The following is an 18,496-nucleotide window of genomic DNA, read 5'->3' on the forward strand; positions in this document are numbered from 1 at the left end:
TCACGGCTACGCAGGGGAGTACGCGCGCCCGTTCGACCGGTTCTGGCCGGACGGCCCGACCGGCCGAGACGGCGCGCCGCAAGCTCGGCCGCATCGCCATCGCCAACTCCGACGCCACTCCCAACGCCTACACCGACACCGCCATCGACGAGCGCACCGGGCGGTCGGGGAACTCCTCGATTCGTAACCGGACCCGACCGAACGAGGGGCGATCACTCCGCGCTGCTTCTGACGGCGAGGGCCGCGGCCCTCGCCGTCAGAGTGCGTTGCGCGTGAAGACGCGCGCGCCCTTCTCCACCGGCTCGGGACGGCAGGACAGTTCGGGATAAGCGGCCAGCCACCGGTCGCTGAGGTCGCGCTCGGCGCGGCGGACGGTGTCGTCCAGGACGATGATCACGTCGGGCGCGCAGTGCGGCAGGAGCGCCGGGACGGCCGGATAGCGGGCCTGCGGGGACGTGGCCCCGGGCGGCCCGTCCACGAAGACCAGGCCGATCTCCTTGAGGTCGGCCACCGCCTTCAGGTCGTACCAGGGCTGGGCCGGGTCCTCGACGCTTCCTTCTTCTGGCACCCAGTCGGTCAGCGGGGCGTGCCTGACGTCGACGATGTCGTCGAGCCCATGCGCGGTGACCAGTTCGCGGGACAGCTCCGCGTAGCGCTCCTCGTGCTCCAGCGCGACCAGCCGCCCGCTGCCCACCTGCCGCAGCGCGTAGCCGAGCCAGACACTGGAGGAGCCGCTGCCGCACTCCACCACCAGCTCCGGCCGACGCTCGTCGATGATGCGGACCAGCAGCCGCAGCACGTCCGGCGAGGCAGCCCAGCCGCGCAGCGGCGGCATGAACGGCCCGGGTTTGAGGTAGTCCCGCAGCTCGGTCCAGGCGACCTGCTGCTCGTAGTCGGTGCGGCCCTGCATGGTGACGGTGCGGATGACATCCCGGCTGAGCTTCGGCAGCGTCTCGTCGCGCAGCCGCGCGAGCTCCGCCGTCATCTCCTCAAACGACGCGCCGGTCCGGGCCTGGTGCTCCTCGAACGAAGCGCCGGTCCGAGCCTGGTGCTCCTCGACCGCCCGCACGGCCTCGCCCATGCGCCCCTCCAGCTCCCTGCTCAGCCGGTTCACCCGCCGCCCGAGCCTCCGCACCATGACCGCCACCGCGGCCACCGCCGCCCCGACGACCCCCATCGCGGCCAGCCCCAGCGCGGTGCCGGCCTCAAGCAGCCCCAGTCCCGCCAGCGCCCCCAGCACGAGGGCGCCGAGCGCCCCCGCCCCGACCACATAAAGCAGGAGCCGGGATCGCAGGAACGGCAGCATGAGATCTCCAGTGTGGTCAGGCCCATCCCCACGGGACGGCCGAGCGTCGGGGACCCTGCGTCGACGCCGCGGACACGGGCCACCGGGCGTTTCCGCCCTCCAGCGTGCGGCGCGGCGAGGCGGGTACGCGGCCGACAGTAGCCCACCGACGCGCCCCCTGAGCGGCCCAAAGACCCCGAAAACGCCTTCGCGGAGTAATTCCCCCGTGTTCACCCACCACTCACCGATCCCTCTCCGGCGATCCACCGCCGGGCCATCAGGGCGACACGCCGCCGTCCCCGTCCACCCGTCGCGGCCACGGGGGTGGACCGGGGCGGTATCATCCGCGCGAATGGCGTCGGCGGGCAGTCCGAGCCGCTAAGTTGGGGCGGGTCATGCTCAACGATGGCGACGAAACGCCACACAAGGCCGCGGGCGCGGGACTGCCGGGGACGGCGCGGACGGCTCTCGCGGCGGCTCCGGGGACCGGACCGGTTGCGGCTCTACAGCTACCTCACCGCGCCGGAGCGTCGGACCTACCTGGCGATCATGCGGTCTTCACCTCCACGCTGCTGGCCGACCTCGGCGCCGGGGAAGTAGCCGCCGCCCTCGCCACAGCCGAGGGGCGCGGCTAGATCGACGCGGGCGAGTCACGCCTGGAGACCGCCGTGGACCGGCTGGAGCAGCTGGCCCGAGGGGAACCTGGTTGCCGGGCGGCGCGAACTCGCCGCCAGCATCGCCGAGTTCACCCGCAGCCGCGTCCGCTACCAGGTCGGCGAGCTCGCTATGCGCGTGCAGGGCAACGTCCACGGCATGCTCACCGTCGCCGAGGGCGCCCGCGAGGTCTCCCGCGAGCTGCTGCCCGCGATCGAGCAGGGACTCGCCGACATCCAGCGCTGCCCTTGCCGAAAATGTCATCCGAGCAGGTTAGGCGGCATGTTCGTACTCGTGGAGGGTGCCGCCGAGGCGGTCGCGTCTGCGTATGTCGAGGCGGGCGATCTGCTCCGGAGCGGTGATCGGCGTGGGCAGGGGGTTGAGGGGGCGTACGTTCGCGATGCCCTGGTGGGGTCGGTGGGAGTTGTAGAACTGTTCGAACTCGCGCAGAATGTGGAGGAGATGGCGCTGGTTCCAGATCAACGTCCTGTCCAGAAGCTCGCGTCGACAGGTCTGTATCCAGCGCTCCATGATGGAGTTCATCCTCGGCATCTGCACGCCGCTGAGTATGACCTCGATGCCGGCGTCGGCGAGGATGGCGTCGAAGAGGGGCGGGAAACTTCCCGTCCCGGTCCCGGATCATGAATCTGGCCCGACAATCGGCGTCCTCAAGGTCCATGACGAGGTTCTTCGCGGCCTGCGCCGCCCAGGAGGCGGTCGGGTGCGCAGTCGCGCCGAGGATGCGGATGCGCCGGGTGGCGTGCTCGATGACGACCAGCACGTACATGCGCGCCCCGGACAGGGTGACGGTTTCGAAGAAGTCGCAGGCGAGGAGGCCGTCGGCCTGGGAGCGCAGGAAGCCCGCCCAGGTGTTGGAGGTCCGTTCGGGTGCGGGGTCGATACCGGCCTGGTGCAAGATCTCCCACACCGTGGACGCGGCCACCTTCACCCCGAGGACGAGCAGTTCGCCATGTACTCTCCTGTAGCCCCAGGTGGGGTTCTCTGTCGCCAGTCGCAGCACCAGGGCCCGGATGGAGCGTATGGTCCGCGGCCTGCCGGGGCGCTTGGGGTGGGAGGCCGCAGCGTGGCGGCGTGCGATCAGGTCGCGGTGCCAGCGCAGCACCGTCTCGGGGCGCACCAGTAGCCGCATGCTGCGGAGAGCGTCGAGCGGCAGCCGATGGAGGAGAGCTGCCAGGAACGCCCGGTCGCTGGGGGTGAACCGGACTCGGTTCTTGCCGAGTTGGCGTTCCAGCACCGTGATCTGGTGGCGCAAGGCGAGTATCTCGGCATCCTTCTCGCGGTCGCTCATCGGGAGCAATCGCAGGAGGGCGAGGGCATTCATGACGCCGAGGTAGGCCAGTTTCAGCAGCACGGTCGATCATCATGCCGCCTTGATCCACAGGGCGGCCAGGGTGCTGACTTTGACACTTCGGGCGACGCGGTCGGCGCCCGGTGGCCGAGGCACACTGCCTCCCACCAGCGCGGATGAGTTTTCGGCAGGCGCAACCCCGCCAAACCAACAGGGATAGCCACCAGCGCCGAAGAGGACGATGGGCTTCGTCGGCCGCCGCCCTCTCAACAGGCAGGCTTACCCCTCTCAACCCGCAGACGCGCCCTTTGCATCGCGGCAAGCCGCCGCACCACACCGATACACAGCAACCCTGCGACGACATACAGCGCGGCCCCGGCCATCTCTGTTGACAGCGGGCCCCGGGAATTGGAGGGAAAGGCGAGAAGCTGCGCCGCCACGAAGAGCAGCCACCACGACGTCAGCAGCACATCGCTGCGCTGCGGGCGATCGGGCGGAGAGCTGGCGGCCCAAATGTCATTGATGATCCGCTTGGGCAGGAAGAAGCAGGCGACCGGCACCAGCCACGCGCCTGTGGTCCAGCCGCGTTTCATCCGGTGTCCGCCGGGCGCCAGCGCCTCAGCGTTCACGCGCATCTGCCACAGCCAGCGCAGGAAGACGATTCCGGTCAGTAGAAAGGCCAATAGCCTCATGCCGGTGAGGTTGCCAACCCATATCTCCCACTCAAAGGCGGCATACGAGCCGTCAGCCGCGTGGTAAAGGCGCAGCTGAGCGATGAGCAACCCGGCGTTCACCAGCACGCAGGCCCCGAGCGCGGTCACGACCACGGTCGTCATCGCCTTCGGTACGAAGAGCGGCTCGCGCGGCTCGGTCGATGGCGTGGGTGGGGAGATGGCGATGGCGTCGTCGTGACTCACAGAGCCGCAAACTACTGCCGCGCTCGGCATTCCGTCCAGCTTGGATGCCATCCCTGGTCGCAGGTCCGCTCGGCCGTACAGACGGGTGCCGGTGACGGTTATGGCCTGCTCTTTGCCATAGTGTGTCCGGGTCGCGGAAAAGGAACGCGCCGCCGTGCTTGGGCGGACAGCCGCTAGGCAGGCCCCACGCCGCCCGCCGCAGAGTCCCAGGGCAGGGCGAAACTTCACGGACCCTCGCCCGGCTTCGAGACCGGGTGCCGGTAGCCATGTCCGGCGAGCCTTCGACCTGTGTGCCGTCGCTGCGTGGGATGCGGGTCGGCGGTCTGTGCCGGCGCCCCCACACCAGGAAACACCAGAGCGGTATACAGCAGACCGGCGCGGCCGCGCGCGGCCAGCTGCCCGCATCCCGGCTGCCCGAGGCGAGCTGACCGTTCCTCAATCCCCAGGGGCTGACCGTGGCCGCTCCCTTGGTGTGGTGGTCAGGTTGCCGAGGGCCAAGAGCGAAGCACTGTGGCGATCTTGGCAGCGGTGCAGGCGGGGTCTAGGAGCAGGTCGCGCAGGGCAATGGCGTCGTCGTGGCTGGGCTTGACGGGGATTCCGGAGGCTTCCAGGTACATGACGCCGGTTGCGGCGGCTACGGCGAGGTTGGACCGCTCCAGCCACCGGCAGCGGCCGAGGGTGTGCACCAGGGCGGCAGCCCGCGCGTAGGGACCGTCGTAGAGGGGTTGCTGCAGGAGTTCGGCTTTGTGGCGGGCGACGGCAGCTACCGGGACGCCGTAGTCGTCAGGGGCAGGGTCCCCCGCCCCTGCGATCTCAGCTACCTGCAGGATCCAGGGGACGTCGATGTGCAGGTTCATCACGCGGCACGCGCTCCCGGAGCGGGGCGTTGGGTGTCTTCGGCTTCGTCGAAGACGTGCTGGTGCTCGTCGAGGAAGCGCCGGGCGGCGTCGAGACCGCGGGCACGTAGACCGCTGACGTCGTCGCGGATCAGCTGGGCAATGTAGTCCCCGATGGAGAGCCTGAGTTCCTCTGCCCGCGCTTTCGCGAGTCCTGCGAGCTCCGTGTCGACCCGGGCACCCAGTTGCGTCTTAGCCATAGGCGTATGGTAACAGCTGTTACCAGGACGGGCTAGGTGGAGCCGTCAGAGAACCGCAGTGCGCCGGAGCTGGTCAGCTAGTCATCTCGAGGCGGCTTCCTGGCCGGTACGCCCGGACGATCAGCCCAGCCTCGGCGGCCCGCGCGCACAGCGCGCGGGCGAGCGCCGGATCCGCGACGAATCCGGCAACGAACGCCCGTTGCCGCCAGGGCAGTTCATGGTGCTCGGCGAGTTCGCCCGGCTGGGAACATTCCGTGAGGAACCCCGCGTCGTTGGCGGCCGCGAGGATCGCGTCTCCGGATCCGGGCCGTAATGCCCGTTGAGGTGCCACAGCAGGCTCCTGCGCAGCCAGCGGGCGTCAGGACGGCGACATCCTCTAACGTGCGCGCCGCCTGCCCGGCCCGGACCTCGGTACGGCGCCTGCGACGGGCGCCCCGCCACCGGGCCAGCAGCCCCCGCCGCTCCCCCACAGCCGCGAGGACAGGGGTGGGCCTGCTGCCCTCCGTCGCCGGGCGCCCCGCGACGACGGAGGGCCGTGGCTCTTCGCGGCACCTCCCTCGCCACCGCTCACCGCGGAGCTCCCCTCACCGCCGTTCATCGCGAAGCCTCTCTCGTCAGGCCGCGCCGAGCCGGACCCGCGCCAGTCCCGGCTCGGCGCGGCGCGCGCCCGTGGTGGCGGCGGCCCTGAGCCGCTGGACGGCCGGACCTTCCGAGCCGATGCGCTCGCCGGCCCGCGACGCCGCCGGGGCCGCGGTGCCCGCTTCTCCGCCGCGCCGCCCCGCCGCCTGGCCCGCGGCCGGAGGCCGCTGATGAGCACCAGCGCGGATGGCCACGGCGAGCGCGCCGAGCCCGAACAGCACGGGCTGCCACGTGACGACGGTCGCGTTGGTGATGTAGGCCGGTACGACCACCAGTCCCACCGCGGCGGCCACCGGAGCCGCCGAGCGCAGGCCGGAGCAGAGCACCAGGATCGCCAGCCAGGTCAGCGAGGCGTACGACGTGAACGGCCACGCTGGCCGCGGACTGCCCCTGGGAGGCGTGGAGGGCTCCGGCGATCCCGGCGACGAACGCCGAGATGGCGAAGACGGTGACCCTGGTGACGTTCACGCCGAGCCCGAGCCCGAGCGTGGACAGCATGGTCGGCGAGTCGGCCATGGCCCACAACAACCGTCCAAGGCGGCTCCGGCCGATGGCTGCGACCATCAGTGATCCGGCGACGGCGGCGGCGAGCAGCACGTAGTAGAAGGCGGTGTCGCCGGCGAGCAGGGCGGGCCGAGTCGCGGGCAGCGTGCCGGTCGCCCCGAACATCCACGTCGAGCCGTAGACGACCTTCTCGAGCAGTAGCCCGATACCGAAGGTGGCCAGGGCCAGATACAGCCCGGAGAGCCGGATCGCGGGTACGGCCACCAGCACACCGACCGGCACCGCGACCGCGCCCGCCAGCACCACCGCGACCGGCCATGGCAGACCCGCCCCCACCGCGAGGTGCGAGAAGGTCGAGGCGCCCACCGCGACCAGGGCGGCATGGGCCAGCGACACCTGACCGGAGGTGCGTACCAGCAGGTGCAGCGAGGAGGAGACCAGCACGCAACCAACGCCGTCGAGTACACCGGCAGTTTGGTGCCGGCCAGGAACGGGACCGCCGCCGCTGCAACGGCGGCGACCGCCACCACACGCGCGGCGGTACGGGACATCAGCGGTGGCGACGGCGGCGCGGAGCGGTGTTCACCGACCTCGAGTAGTCTGCCGCGGCCCGCAAGGAGCAGCACAGCGAACAGGACCAGGAATCCTGTCCCGCCTGTACGAGAAGGGCATCGTCGACCGTCACCGGCAGGGGCGCGGCTATGCGTACTTCCCCGTCCAGGACGCCCCCGGCCTCACCGCCCGCCGCATGCACAGCGAGCTCGACCGGGACGCCGACCGCGAGACGGTCCTGGCCCGCTTCGTCGCGCAGCTCAGCTCCGACGACGAGCGGCTCCTGCGGGAGCTCCTGGAATCGGGTGAGCAATGACCGCTCTGCTGCTGGTCCCCTTGCTCCTGCCCTTCGCGGTGCAGCCGCTGGCCGGGCGCGCGCTCGACCGCCTCGGCCCCGTCGCCGCGCTGTGGGCACTGACCCTCACCGCGATCGTGCTGGCCGGAGCCTCCGTGTCCGCGCTCGGGGCGCTGGTCCTGACGGGCTTGCTAAAGCTGCCCCTCTTTGCCGCGCTCGGCGAGCTCGTCCGGCCCCTGCCTACGCCGTCGGACCTCCTCGTCCTGCCCGCGGCCGCGGCGGCCACCGGCGTACTCACCGTCAGCGTCCTGACGATTCTGCGATCGGCCCTGTGTCAGCTCCGTGCCTTCCGCTCGGCCCGCGTGCAGGCCGAGCGCAGTCCCACCGCAGGAGACCTGTGCGTCATCGACTCGCCCCATCCGGATGCGTACGCCCTGCCGGGCCGGCCGAACCGCATCGTCGTCACCACAGCGATGCTCCGGACGCTCGGCCCGGCTGAGAGAGAAGCGCTGTTCGCCCATGAACGGGCCCACAACGCCGGCAGCCACCACCGCTTCCTCGTCGCCGCAGAACTGGCGGAACACTGCCACCCCGGCCTGCGTCGTGTCCGCGGCGCCATCCAGCTCGCCGCGGAAAGAGCCGCCGACGAGGCCGCTGCCGCCGCCGTCGGCGATCGGCACCTGACCGCGCGTGCCATCGCCCGCGCCGCTCTCGCGGCCCAGGCCTGGCGCTCCACCCGGCCCGACTTCGCCTCCGCGGCGACCACCGGCCCGGTCCCTCAGCGGGTCGCGGCCCTCCTTGCGTCGCCGGAGGCCCGTCCGCGCACCGCCTCCTGGATCGCCCTGCTCCTCGCCGCCTGCACGGCCGTCTCGGCCTGCGCCGCGGTGACCGGCGTGATCACCTTCCACCACGAAGTCGAGGTCGCCCAGGGCGAGGCCCCACGCTGACCGCCCCGAGCACGAAGCGAAAGGCGGTCCGAAGCGGTCCCCAGCCGTGTGCTTCGACACGGCGCACAGGCGTAGGTCAGTCCCGTCGACTGGTGCGGGATCTGCGCTCATCGGCGATCATGACGAGCCACCCGTGGTCGGCGAGGCGGCGCTTCAAGCAGCGCTCGAAAACCGAGGTGCGACGGGACGACTGACTGTCCCGTCGCACCTCCGATAACTGCCTCCGGCTCCGACTCCGACTGGCGTGCTCAACAGCGGTCGAGGACCCGCCGATCAGCGGAACCGGACCCGCACCGTGTCCCGTGCCGTCTCGGTGCCGCGTTCCACGAGCCGTACCACGATCGTGCGGTGGCCGTTGCCGTACGAGGACGTGGCCAGCGGGAACGACCAGGCGCCCAGGCCGGCGGCGCGACGCCAGGTCTCCGCGGCCACGGGAGCGTTGCGGCTGACGACCTGCCATTCGACGTGGGCGTCCGGCGTGACGCGGAAGGTCGTCTTGGCGACGACCGAGGGCGTCCCGTCCCGGACCGCGCGTGCGTACAGCACGTGCTCGCCCACGTCGAGCCGGCCCGCCTCGGCCCGCCAGGTGCCGGTGGCCTCGTCGAGCCTCGCGGACACGGGTGAGGCGAAGGTCTCGTCGTCCACCGACAGCTGCACGCGCCGGGTCTCCGGCCGGCCGCCGACGCCTTCCGGGTCGGTGCCGAGGTCGGGGAAGGCGTACCGGCCGCCCGCGATGACGGTCTCGCCCTCGGCGACCTGGGCGCCGTCCGACGGAGCAGCGATCGTGACGCCGAACTCAAGGCCGCTCGGGGGCAGCGGCGCCGGGTCGATCGACAGTTGCGTGGCGTGGCCGTCCTCGTAGCCCACGACGGCCAACGCGGTGGTGTCGGAGAGCAGTTGTACGGTCAGCTGCTCTCCGATGAAGGCGTGCCGGGCGGTGTCGAACTCGATGGTGAACCTGGTCCAGGCGCCCGTGACCGGCTGTGCCGCGGCCTTGCCGCGACCGATCTCCCGGTCGGTGGCGAGGAGGACGACGGTGGGGCCCACCAGCGCCGCCGGGGCGCGGGTACGCACGTACAGTTCGGCCCGTACCTGCGATCCCGCGGCGAGTGGCGCGTCCAGGGTGTCGGTCGCGGGGTGCGCGGCGGTGGGCAGATACGGCGCCGCGGACGACAGGGTGTCGCCGACGGCGCAGCCGTCCGCGTCGTCGTCGCGGTCGATGCGGTCCATCATCCGTTCACCCGCACAGTCCGGGCCCTGGTGCAGGTAGTAGCGATACGCCTGTGCGGAGTGCGGGCCTTGGTCCTGCCCGCCCTGTTCCTTCTGTGCGCCGTTCTGCGCATCCAGCGTTCTGCGCAGCACGGCGAGCGAGCCGTCGAGCGTCGCCACGTCGTCCAGACCGGCCGACAGCCCCGTGGGCAGCGATGCCCGGTCCTCCGTGCCGTCGCCGTCCCGGTCGTAGCCGCCCCAGATCGTGTCCCTGATGGCACGGTCGGTGGCGAAGAAGTCGTCCTCGACGGGCCGTTCGGGCAGCAGCGCCCGGCCGAGCAGCACGTCCACGGCCCGTCGTGCCGTTTCCGGTGTCGCGGCTCCGTAGCCCTCGAAGAGGACATTGCCGGCCGAGTACGGCGAGGCGAGCGGCCAACTGGCGGAGGGCAGGTCGTCCTCGCCGAGCGGGAAGGCGTTCTTCAGGACCGCCTCACGCAGTTCGCCCCGCGTGAGCCTGCCGTCGTCCAGGTACACGCTCTCGGGCAGCGCCGTGCCCTCTGCGACCGCCTGGCCGGTCTTCTGACCTGCTCTCGGGTCACCGATCGTGTCGCGGACCCGTTGCAGCGTCGTGCCGAAGACACCCGCCGTGTACGGGGTGGCGGCGGAGGTGCCGCTGAACTGGTCCTGGCACAGTACGCCGGTGTGGCAGGCGGACGGCAGACTGCCGATGCCCCACGACGACAGATGCACGGGGATTCCGTCGCCGACGACGGCGCGCTGGTCGTCGCGGCGCAGCGCTCCGACGGTGATGTTCCAGTCGGGTCCCGTCTGGTCGGAGTGCCAGGTGCTGACCGGTACGTCGAAGGCGTTGCCGACGCCGTTGCCGGCGGCGAACAGCACGGTCTGGCCGCGTTCGGCGGCGTCCTTGGTCACCTCCTCGCCGCTGAGCACAGGGCCCACCGGGGCGCCGCCGATGTAGCCGAAGGAGTGCGACGTGATGTCGACCCAGGGGTACTTGGTGGCGACCGTCTCGTCGAGTCCTTCGACCATGACGAGCAGGCAACTCGGGCAGTAGCCGTAGCGGTTACCGGCCGCGACGGAGGCGGAGCCGGTGCCGTGCCCGTTGTCGTCGAGGACCGGATGATCACCGTCCATGCTCGACGAGTACGCGCCGATGATCTTTGTGCCGGGGATCCAGTGCAGCGTGCCGCCGGGCACCCGCCCGCTCGTCCACAACTCCTTGTCCTCCACCGGCAGATAGCCCTTGCCGAGGGTCACCGGGAGGGCAGGCGCGAAGGCGGGATAACCGGGGATGTACTCCGACGGGTGGCGGGTGAAGTTCTTCGTCAGCGCCAGGACGTCCGGATCCGGATAGGTGCGGGCCGAGAACTCCAGGTGGTACGGGTTGATGCCGGTGTCGGCGATGCCGATGACCGTGACCGGCGGCCCGGCAGCGAGCCGGTCCGCGCTGCCCACCAGCACGGAGGTGGTCTCGCGGCGTTCCAGACCGGTCGCGTCGGTCGCCTTGAGCGTGACCATGTGCCTGCCCTCGGGCAGCTCGGGTGTGACCGTCGCGCCCGTACCGTCGTCGAACCGCCCATCCGTGTCGAGGTCCCAGGCCGCTTCGACGGGCCCGGTGCCTCCGGAGACCGTGCCGCTGAGCCGCTGCTCGGCGCCGGTCTCGAACTCGTACGGTCCTCCTGCGTCCACCACCGGCCGCGGGTCGGCGGGGCGCTGGGTGGCGACGACCCGGGCCGTCACCTCGTCGGTCAGTGTGGCCCACTTGACGGCGACGACCTTCCAGGTGCCCGCGCGCGGGGAGGAGACCGAGGTCCGTTCCGGGTGGTCGGCCGACTCGGACAGCGCCACGATCTCGCCCGATGGATCGGCGACCCGCAGGTCGTAGTCCTGGGCAGTCGTCGTCCACGACAACGTGACATCGAGGGACGCGACGCCGGACGGGACGTCGAAGGGGAACTCGACGGCCTGGCCCGTAGGGAAGACGCCCGGCGTCGGGTCCGCCTTGGTCTCGTTGAGCAGTTCGGCCGTGGTCTCGCGAACCACGACGACCTTGACGGTGTCGCTCACCGTGCCGCCCGCGGCGTCGGTGACGGTGAGCCGCACCTCGTACGTGCCTGCGTCGAGCCCGGTGGTGTCGAACGAGGTGCTCGCCGAGTCCGCGCCGCTGATGGTGCCGCGCTCTGCGGTCCAGGCCCAGCTGTACGGCGCGGTGCCGCCGTAGGCGCTGCCGAGCAGCACGGCCTTCTGGCCCACGGCGACGAAGGAGCTGTCGCCCGCGTCGGCGTGCAGCGGGGCGGGGGCGGGCGCTGCGCCCCGGGATCCTGTGCGTGCTGTGCCTGTCACGTCGACCGAGCCGCTGACCGGCTGCGGCACCGTGCCGTCGACCACCTCCTGGCCGCCGACCGTGGTGACGCGGACATCGGATCCGTCCGCCGCGGCGGCCGCGGCAGGAAGCAGTGACGCGGCCAGAACCAGCGAGGCGGTGGCGGCGAGGCGTCTGAACCATGCGCGTGCCATCAGCTCGTGCCCCACTTCTGCGCGCAGGTCTTCAGGTCTGCCTTGACCCGCTGTCCGCGGTCCACGACGACCGGTACCTGCTCGAGCACCTTTCCGTCCTTCTCGCAAGACAGCGTCCAGTTCTCGATGACGCCGCCCACCTCGTCCGCTGTCGCGTCGTAGAGCGATGCCGTGAGGGTCCAGGAAGGCGCCACGGAGGCCCAGTTCTCCACCCGCAGCACGTACGTGCCCTGCTCCGGGTCGTCGAGGAGGACCCGCTCCTTCTCCCCGACGGAGCCCGTGGAACTGCCGACCTGGCTGAGGCTGCCGTCCGCGTTCTTGCGGAGCACGTAGAGGTCGAGGTCGTCCGGGGTGGCCCAGTCCAGTTTCACCTCGAGGACGTCGGCTGCCCGGTCGACGGTGAACTCCTGATCCGTGGGCTGCGTCGGAGCGGTCGTGCCCGTGTACGTCTGCCGCTTCAGGGGCTCGGAGGAGATGACCTCGATCTGGCGGGCCTTGACGACCGGCCGGGTGGAGGGGTTCACGTGCCAGGTGTAGCTGCCGCTCTCGCCGACGGTCATGGTGGTGTCGAGGGTGTCCTTGATCGTGCCCGACCAGGTGGGCGTGGCGAAGGTCTTCTTCAGTCGCAGCGTGGCCCCTTCGGGGGCCTTGCCGCTGATCACGGAGTGGGACTCGGGATCGACTGCGCTTTCCAACGCGAGCAGGAACGCCTCCCGGTTGCCTTTCCCGGCGTACTGGCCGGCGCCGAGGTACTCGTCGACGACCTCCGGGAACGGCGGGTGGAACTCGTCGGGCCCGATCTCGAAGGTGTAGCCGTAGCCGCCCGTCGCGTTGTACGACCAGTCCTCAGTGGTGCCGGTGGTGTCGTACAGCTCCCAACTGTGCTGGCTCGTATAGCCGTTCTGCTCAGCCATGCGATCGCCGAGCTCCTTCAGCGCGGCCTCGTCCGGCGGGTTGCCGACGGGCAGTCCGTCGGGGCCGACCGTGTCGGGCGCGACGCCGTTCGGGCGCAGCACCAGGTTGGAGAAGGTGTGGTTGCTGATCAGGCCGGTGACCTGGCGGGTGCTGATCAGCTCGCGGATGTTCTGCGTCTCGGGCTCGGAGAACGGTGCGGGGCCGCGGTAGGTGGCGTCGGCGGGCTCCGCGGCTGCGCCCGGACCGCCCCAGAAGCCGCCGTAGTTGCGGTTGAGGTCGATGCCGGCGCCGAAGCCGCCTGGGCTGCTCGCGAGGGCGCATTCGTTGGCCAGCGGAGTGAGGCCGTCGACGATCCGGCAGTTCTTGCGCTTGTACGCGTTGCCGGGCGTGGCCAGGATCGAGCCGGTGCCACCGCCGTCGATTGCGCGCAGGTCGATCAACTGGCCGTCGTTCACGGACTTCTCGAAGCCGTCGACGTTGACCACGGGCACGATCAGGACGCGGGCCTTCTTCAGCAGGGTGGTGATGCGCTCTTCTGTGCCGTAGTTCTCGACCAGGTCGTAGGCGAACTCGATGGCGTGCTCGCCGGAGGGCCATTCGCGGGCGTGGTGCAGGCCCATCATGAGGAAGACGGGACGGCCGTCCTCGGCGGCCGTCACGTCGTGCGCTATCTCCACCCCGTACACCGGCTTGCCCTCGAGGCTCCTGTGGTTGAGGGCGAACTTCTTCACCAGACCCGGGCGCAGCGACGCCAGTCGGTCGAGGTCGTCGTTGTAGTCCGAGAGCCGGCGGTAGCTGTCGCGTCCTGACGGGAGCGGTGAGGTCGCGGTGGCGGCGGCATAGGCGCGGTTCGCCGCGTTGACCTCGGACTCCCGCTCGACGAGGTCGGGTATGCGGACCTCCCAGCTGAGACCCGCTATCTGCAGCGCGAGGGCGTCGGCCGGGCGGTGCAGGACGACTTCGGTGAAGTCGTGTCCGGCGTGCTCGGTGAGGTCCAGACCGAGGGCTGCGAGCTTTTCCTTGGCGGCGCGGCTGGGGGTGTCGACCGTCACGAGCTGGGGCCGGAACTCGTCCGCCGCCTTGGCGGACGGCGCCGTGGCGACAGGCAGCAGCAGTCCGCTCGCCGCGGCGGTGACCACGGCGCAGGCGATGGCCATGCGTCTGCCAGGTCGTCGAAGTGAACTCACCACATGAACTCCTGTCGAAAGGAGCTCCGCCCGGTGAACGGGGTATGCCGTGGCAACCACTTCACCGGGCGTTGCCCGAGTGCCCATGGGGGGAGGCGGTCGAGAAGGTACCCAGGAGAAGTGGCATGTACACGAGGCGCGGCTCGGGGAATGGCGGACGTACGGTCCGGCGGCATGGACCGGGACAGCCGAGACCCCGGCCTGGGCCGCGGGGAAGGCACTGCTGCTGCCCGGCAGCGGAGCAACCTCGGTGGTCTGGTTCGCCGACGTCGGGACTTGGCCCGCCCATCGGGGGTACGCCGTCGACCTGATGGGCGAGATCGGCCGCAGCGTGCGGCTGCCGCCTGCGGCCCATTACCGGACTATCCGGTAGAGGGGCGCGCTGCCAGGCCGAAAAGCTCGCAGCTCTCGGCCTTGCTGTCGCTGTACTCGCCATGACAGGGACGCTCGCGTCGGCTGCGGCGGACGTGTTCAAGCCGTGAGTAAGCGTCGCACTGAGACGGCCGAAACAGCCCCATAAAGGCAAACGCCCGAACAAGCCCTCCACTGCAACCCTCACCACCCATGACGGTCAGGGGGAAAGACACCGCCGCAAGCCTGGTGTTGGCGGCCGCCATAGCCAGCGTCCTGGCGTTGTTAGTGCTCGTCGAAAATCGCAGTTGCTGCTCTTGAAGGAATGCGCCTCGACCTGGGACTTGCACGCGCCGTGCCCGCCCCCGTCCCCCGGCGGACGCCGCCCGGTCGACCGCGGAGAACCATGAGGCTTCCCAGACCTCACCACCCCTCGGATGAACGAGGGTGCTGCGGATCACGGACTTCGCGACACGCATGAATTGAGACGAGACGATTCCGCAATCTACGCCGGGACCCGCGGGCCTCCTACCACGTGACCAGCGACGACCGATGGGCCTACACGGTCGTCGAGGGCACGACCGAGCTCACCCCGGTCGCCAGGGACGCACACGACGTCACCGTCGAGGAACTCATCCGGCTCTACCGCGACGTCCAAGGTGAACATCCCGACTGGGACGACTACCGCGCGGCCATGGTGCGCGACCACCGTCTCGTCCTGCGGCTGCACGTGGAGCGCGCCTACGGCCTTCCGCGCGGACGCTGACCGCCGGGCCCTCGGCCGGTGTCACACGGTCAGTAGCGTAGGCCAGGCGTGATCGTGACCACGCCTGGCAAGGCGCCCCAGGCCCCGTCACCCCTTGAACGCGCCGTCCATGATCCCGGCCACCAGGCGGCGGCCCACGAAGACGAACAGCACGATCAGCGGGATGGTGGCGAGGAAGGAGCCGGACATGGCGAGACCGAGATCGATGTCGCGGTTGTTCTGCAGGGCCTTGATGGCGATCTGCGCGGTGTAGTGCTCCGGGGACTTCAGCACGACGAAGGGCCAGAAGAAGTCGTTCCAGGCCGTGATGTATCCGAAGAGTCCCAGGACGAAGGCCGCGGGGCGGACGATGGGGAACGCGATGTGCCAGAAGATCCGCCAGCTGTTCGCCCCGTCGATGCGGGCCGCCTGGATGATCTCGTCGCTGAGGGTCGACGCGATGTGCTGCCTCATCCAGAAGATCCCGAAGGCGCTGGCCAGGCCGGGCACGATCAGCGCCTGGAGGGTGTCGACCCAGCCGAGCTCCGAAATGATCAGGTACTGCGGGATGATCGCGAGCTGCGTCGGCACGGTCATGGTGAGCACGACGATCAGGAACAGCGTGTTGCGGCCCGGGAACTCCATCTTGGCGAAGGCGAAGCCCGCCAGCGAGCAGAGCACCGCCTGCCCGGCGCCGATCGCGCCGGCGACGAGCAGGCTGTTCAGGACGGACTGCAGGAACGGCACGGTGCTGAAGACGAGTCCGGCAAGGTGGAAGAAGTTGTCGCCGGGGACGAGCCGGGGCGGCATCTGTGTCGCCGCCGCCGTGTCCGTGGTGGCGACCACGAACATCCAGTACAGCGGGAAGACGCAGACGAGCACCGCCAGGATGAGGAAGGCGTAGGTCCACCAGCGGACCCGTTCGACGGGACGGCGGCGCCGCGGCTGCCGTGCGGACCATGTCGGTCGCGACCGCCACATCGGTTGCGTCGGCGGCGTCGGCAGCGTCGACGGTGTCGTCTGCCGCGGGGATGGAGGCATCGCTTCGATCGGCTCGGTCATCATCGCTCCGGGCGGATGCGGGTGGACAGAAGGTAGTTGATGCCTGCGATGACGAGGACCAGTACGAGCAGGGCCACTCCGATGGCCGCCGCGTAGCCGAACTGGTACTGGCCGAAGCCCTGTTCGTAGAGAAAGAGGGTGAGGGTCTGGCACTGCCGGGTCGCCCCGCAGGTCTGGGCGTTGATCGGGTTGAGGAGCAGCGGCTCGGTGAAGATCTGCAGTCCGCCGATCGTGGAGGTGACCACCGTGAACACGATCACCGGCCGCAGCGAGGGGATGGTGATGTGGCGGAACTGCTTCCAGCCGCCGGCGCCGTCCACCGAGGCCGACTCGTATATCTCACGCGGTATGGCCTGCAGCGACGCCAGGTAAAGCAGGGCGGTGTAGCCGAACCAGCGCCAGGTGACCATCGCGGCGATCAGCACCCTGCTGCCCCACGTCGACTGGATGAAGTCGATCGGCTCCACTCCCCCGAGCCCGAGCAGCCAGTTGAGCAGCCCGTAGTCCCGGTCGTACAGCTGCGCGAAGACGATCGCGGTAGCGGCCACCGAGGTGATGTACGGGACCAGCATCGACATCCGGAAGAGGAGGGCGAAGCGCAGGCGTGCGTGGTTGAGCAGATGGGCGAGGAAGAGCGCCGCGATGAGCTGGGGGACGGTCGACAGCAGCCAGATGCTGATCGTGTTGCGGGTGGCGTTCCAGAAGCGTGGGTCGTCGAAGAGCCGGGTGAAGTTGTCGAAGCCGATGAACGTGTGGTCGCCGATGGGATTCCACTCGAACAGCGCGACGTAGAGGGTGAACAGCAGGGGGATGAGGCTGAACACCGCGAAGATCAGGAAGAACGGAGCGATGTAGGCGTACGGGGCTATCCGCTCGCCGATGCCCCGGCGTATGCGCGTCAGGGGCGGGGCGGGGGGAAGTCCCGCCCGCTGCGGGCTGAGGGTTGTCGTCACAGGTCGTCGCTTCCTCGCCGGGACTCCACTACTGCCCGATGGCGGTCTTGATGTTCTTCACCGCGGTGTCCCACGCCTTCGCGGGGTCGCCTTTGCCCTGCTCGACGTCGGTGAGGGCGTTCAGGAACTCCTGCCCGATGATCGCGCTGTCCGGCCCGATGTAGAAGGGCTCAAGGCCGAGCAGCGACTTGGTGTAGATCTGACCCGTCGGAGCTCCGGAGAAGAACTCGTCCTTCATCGACGTCAGGCGCGCGTCCTCGTAGACGGAGGGAGTGGTCGGCAGGGAGCCCGAGTCGAGGAAGTGCTGGAGCTGTCCCTTCGGGGACTGGGTCGCCTTGATGTAGTTCCAGGCGGCCTTGGGGTTCTTGGCGTTACGCGGGATCGCCAGATAGCTGCCGCCCCAGTTGCCGTTGCCGCCGGGGATCGTCGCGATGTCCCACTTGCCCTTCGTGCCCGGTGCGGTGGTACGTATCGAGTTGAGCATCCAGGAGGGTGCCGCGACGACGGCGTACTTGCCCCGTGCCATGCCTGCGCTCCAACCGTTGGAGAAGGAGCTCTGCTTGGCCGTGATGCCCGCCTCGATGGCCTTCAGCGTCGTGTCGAACGCCTCCTTGACCTGCGGGTTCTTGGCGTAGATGGGGCTGTGGTCGTCGTTGTCGTAGTACTTCTCGGAAACCTGGTTGACCGCCTGGTAGAAGACGCTCGTCGGCGCGTTGTCGACGAACGGCTTTCCCGTGGCCTTGGTGTACTTCTTGCCGGTCTCGATGAACGCGTCCCAGTCGGGCCAGAGCTTGCTGACGGCCTCGCGGTCGGTGGGCAGGCCGGCTTCGGCGAACAGATCCTTGCGGTAGGCGACGGCCATGCCGCCGACGTCGGTCGGGACACCGATGATCTGGCCGTCCTCGGTGGTGCTCTGGCTCATCACCCAGTCCAGGTAGTCGCCCTTGACCTTGTCGGCTCCGAACTCCCGCAGGTCGTGGAAGTTCTGCGGTTGCTGGACGAACTTGGGCAGGTCGTCGCCCTGGATCAGGACGAGATCCGGGACCTTGCCTCCGGCCAGCGCCGTGGTCAGCGCCTGGGCGGTCTCCGTCGAGGAACCCACCTCCGTCAGCTTCACGCGGACGTCCGGATGCTCCTTGCGGTACTCCTGGACGGCCGCCTTCTGGTCGATGCCGGTGAAGGACCAGAACTCGAAGGACTTGTCGTCGCCCGCGGCGGTGGTGGGGCCGCCGGAGCAGCCGGCGGCGGCGAGCGTGAGGGCCACGGCGAGCGCGACGGGTGCGGCGAAACGGAACTTCACGGCGATCTTTCCTCCCAAGGGGGACGGTCAGGGTCCGG

At 70.0% G+C, this 18,496-nt stretch carries 14 protein-coding genes and 3 pseudogenes; 5 read left to right on the plus strand and 12 right to left on the minus strand.

The window, feature by feature from the left end; all coding sequences use genetic code 11:
- Positions 1-256: 256 nt before the first annotated feature.
- The gene (locus H1D24_RS34925) at positions 257-1,306 is read right to left on the minus strand and encodes an O-methyltransferase (protein ID WP_181661753.1); all 1,050 of its coding nucleotides are present in this window, start codon (positions 1,304-1,306) and stop codon (positions 257-259) included.
- A gap of 681 nt (positions 1,307-1,987) precedes the next feature.
- Here H1D24_RS34925 and H1D24_RS44235 point away from each other — a divergent pair.
- Positions 1,988-2,173: pseudogene (locus H1D24_RS44235) on the plus strand (DUF2397 family protein); the annotation flags it as partial.
- A 39-nt stretch (positions 2,174-2,212) separates the two neighbouring features.
- Here the strand turns inward: H1D24_RS44235 and H1D24_RS34935 are convergent.
- The 6 genes and pseudogenes from H1D24_RS34935 to H1D24_RS34960 all read right to left on the minus strand — a co-directional run bounded on the left by H1D24_RS34935 (position 2,213) and on the right by H1D24_RS34960 (position 6,848).
- Positions 2,213-3,311 (minus strand): annotated as a pseudogene (locus tag H1D24_RS34935) (integrase core domain-containing protein).
- A gap of 203 nt (positions 3,312-3,514) precedes the next feature.
- Positions 3,515-4,165, minus strand: a complete 651-nt coding sequence (locus tag H1D24_RS34940; protein WP_181661754.1) for a DUF4328 domain-containing protein — start codon at positions 4,163-4,165, stop codon at positions 3,515-3,517.
- A 479-nt stretch (positions 4,166-4,644) separates the two neighbouring features.
- Positions 4,645-5,022, minus strand: a complete 378-nt coding sequence (locus H1D24_RS34945) for a fic family toxin-antitoxin system, toxin component (RefSeq protein ID WP_181661794.1) — start codon at positions 5,020-5,022, stop codon at positions 4,645-4,647.
- Positions 5,022-5,261 carry a hypothetical protein gene (locus H1D24_RS34950; protein WP_181661755.1) on the minus strand — a complete coding sequence of 80 codons (240 nt, stop codon included), beginning with the start codon at positions 5,259-5,261 and terminating at the stop codon, positions 5,022-5,024. Before H1D24_RS34950 ends, H1D24_RS34945 begins: the two co-directional genes overlap by 1 nt.
- 73 nt (positions 5,262-5,334) lie before the next feature.
- The gene (locus H1D24_RS34955; protein WP_181661756.1) at positions 5,335-5,592 is read right to left on the minus strand and encodes a DUF6919 domain-containing protein; all 258 of its coding nucleotides are present in this window, start codon (positions 5,590-5,592) and stop codon (positions 5,335-5,337) included.
- Between the two features lie 263 nt (positions 5,593-5,855).
- Positions 5,856-6,848: a branched-chain amino acid ABC transporter permease gene (locus tag H1D24_RS34960; RefSeq protein WP_181661757.1), complete on the minus strand. Its 993-nt coding sequence runs from the start codon at positions 6,846-6,848 to the stop codon at positions 5,856-5,858.
- 61 nt (positions 6,849-6,909) lie between these two features.
- On the opposite strand from H1D24_RS34960, the gene H1D24_RS34965 reads away from it, so the two are divergent.
- Entirely contained in the window at positions 6,910-7,272 is a 363-nt protein-coding gene (locus H1D24_RS34965) for a BlaI/MecI/CopY family transcriptional regulator (RefSeq protein ID WP_181661795.1), read from the plus strand.
- Positions 7,269-8,198, plus strand: coding sequence for a M48 family metalloprotease (locus tag H1D24_RS34970; protein WP_181661758.1), 930 nt, complete (start codon positions 7,269-7,271; stop codon positions 8,196-8,198). Before H1D24_RS34965 ends, H1D24_RS34970 begins: the two co-directional genes overlap by 4 nt.
- Before the next feature lie 273 nt (positions 8,199-8,471).
- Here the strand turns inward: H1D24_RS34970 and H1D24_RS34975 are convergent, their stop codons facing one another.
- Both H1D24_RS34975 and H1D24_RS34980 read right to left on the minus strand, forming a co-directional pair.
- Complete coding sequence (locus H1D24_RS34975) at positions 8,472-11,945, minus strand: S8 family serine peptidase (RefSeq protein ID WP_181661759.1); 3,474 nt, start codon at positions 11,943-11,945, stop codon at positions 8,472-8,474.
- Positions 11,945-14,017 carry a M14 family metallopeptidase gene (locus H1D24_RS34980; RefSeq protein ID WP_258564556.1) on the minus strand — a complete coding sequence of 691 codons (2,073 nt, stop codon included), beginning with the start codon at positions 14,015-14,017 and terminating at the stop codon, positions 11,945-11,947. Before H1D24_RS34980 ends, H1D24_RS34975 begins: the two co-directional genes overlap by 1 nt.
- A 79-nt stretch (positions 14,018-14,096) precedes the next feature.
- Here H1D24_RS34980 and H1D24_RS34985 point away from each other — a divergent pair, with 79 nt between their 5' ends.
- Together H1D24_RS34985 and H1D24_RS34990 are read left to right on the plus strand one after the other, a co-directional pair.
- Positions 14,097-14,420 (plus strand): hypothetical protein, encoded by a 324-nt coding sequence (locus H1D24_RS34985; protein WP_181661761.1) that lies wholly within the window; start codon positions 14,097-14,099, stop codon positions 14,418-14,420.
- Between the two features lie 477 nt (positions 14,421-14,897).
- Positions 14,898-15,164, plus strand: a pseudogene (locus H1D24_RS34990) (pyridoxamine 5'-phosphate oxidase family protein); the annotation flags it as partial.
- A gap of 87 nt (positions 15,165-15,251) precedes the next feature.
- Here the strand turns inward: H1D24_RS34990 and H1D24_RS34995 are convergent.
- The 3 genes from H1D24_RS34995 to H1D24_RS35005 are packed head-to-tail and all read right to left on the minus strand — an operon-like array spanning position 15,252 to position 18,458.
- Positions 15,252-16,184 (minus strand): carbohydrate ABC transporter permease, encoded by a 933-nt coding sequence (locus H1D24_RS34995; protein ID WP_220137598.1) that lies wholly within the window; start codon positions 16,182-16,184, stop codon positions 15,252-15,254.
- Positions 16,185-16,204: 20 nt separating this feature from the next.
- A complete protein-coding gene (locus H1D24_RS35000; protein WP_181661762.1) occupies positions 16,205-17,158 on the minus strand; it encodes a carbohydrate ABC transporter permease in 954 nt (317 codons plus the stop codon).
- A gap of 28 nt (positions 17,159-17,186) precedes the next feature.
- A complete protein-coding gene (locus H1D24_RS35005; RefSeq protein ID WP_181661763.1) occupies positions 17,187-18,458 on the minus strand; it encodes an extracellular solute-binding protein in 1,272 nt (423 codons plus the stop codon).
- Positions 18,459-18,496 lie beyond the last annotated feature (38 nt).

It is taken from the genome of Streptomyces himalayensis subsp. himalayensis (genome assembly GCF_013778455.1).
Classification (GTDB): Bacteria; Actinomycetota; Actinomycetes; order Streptomycetales; family Streptomycetaceae; genus Streptomyces; species Streptomyces himalayensis.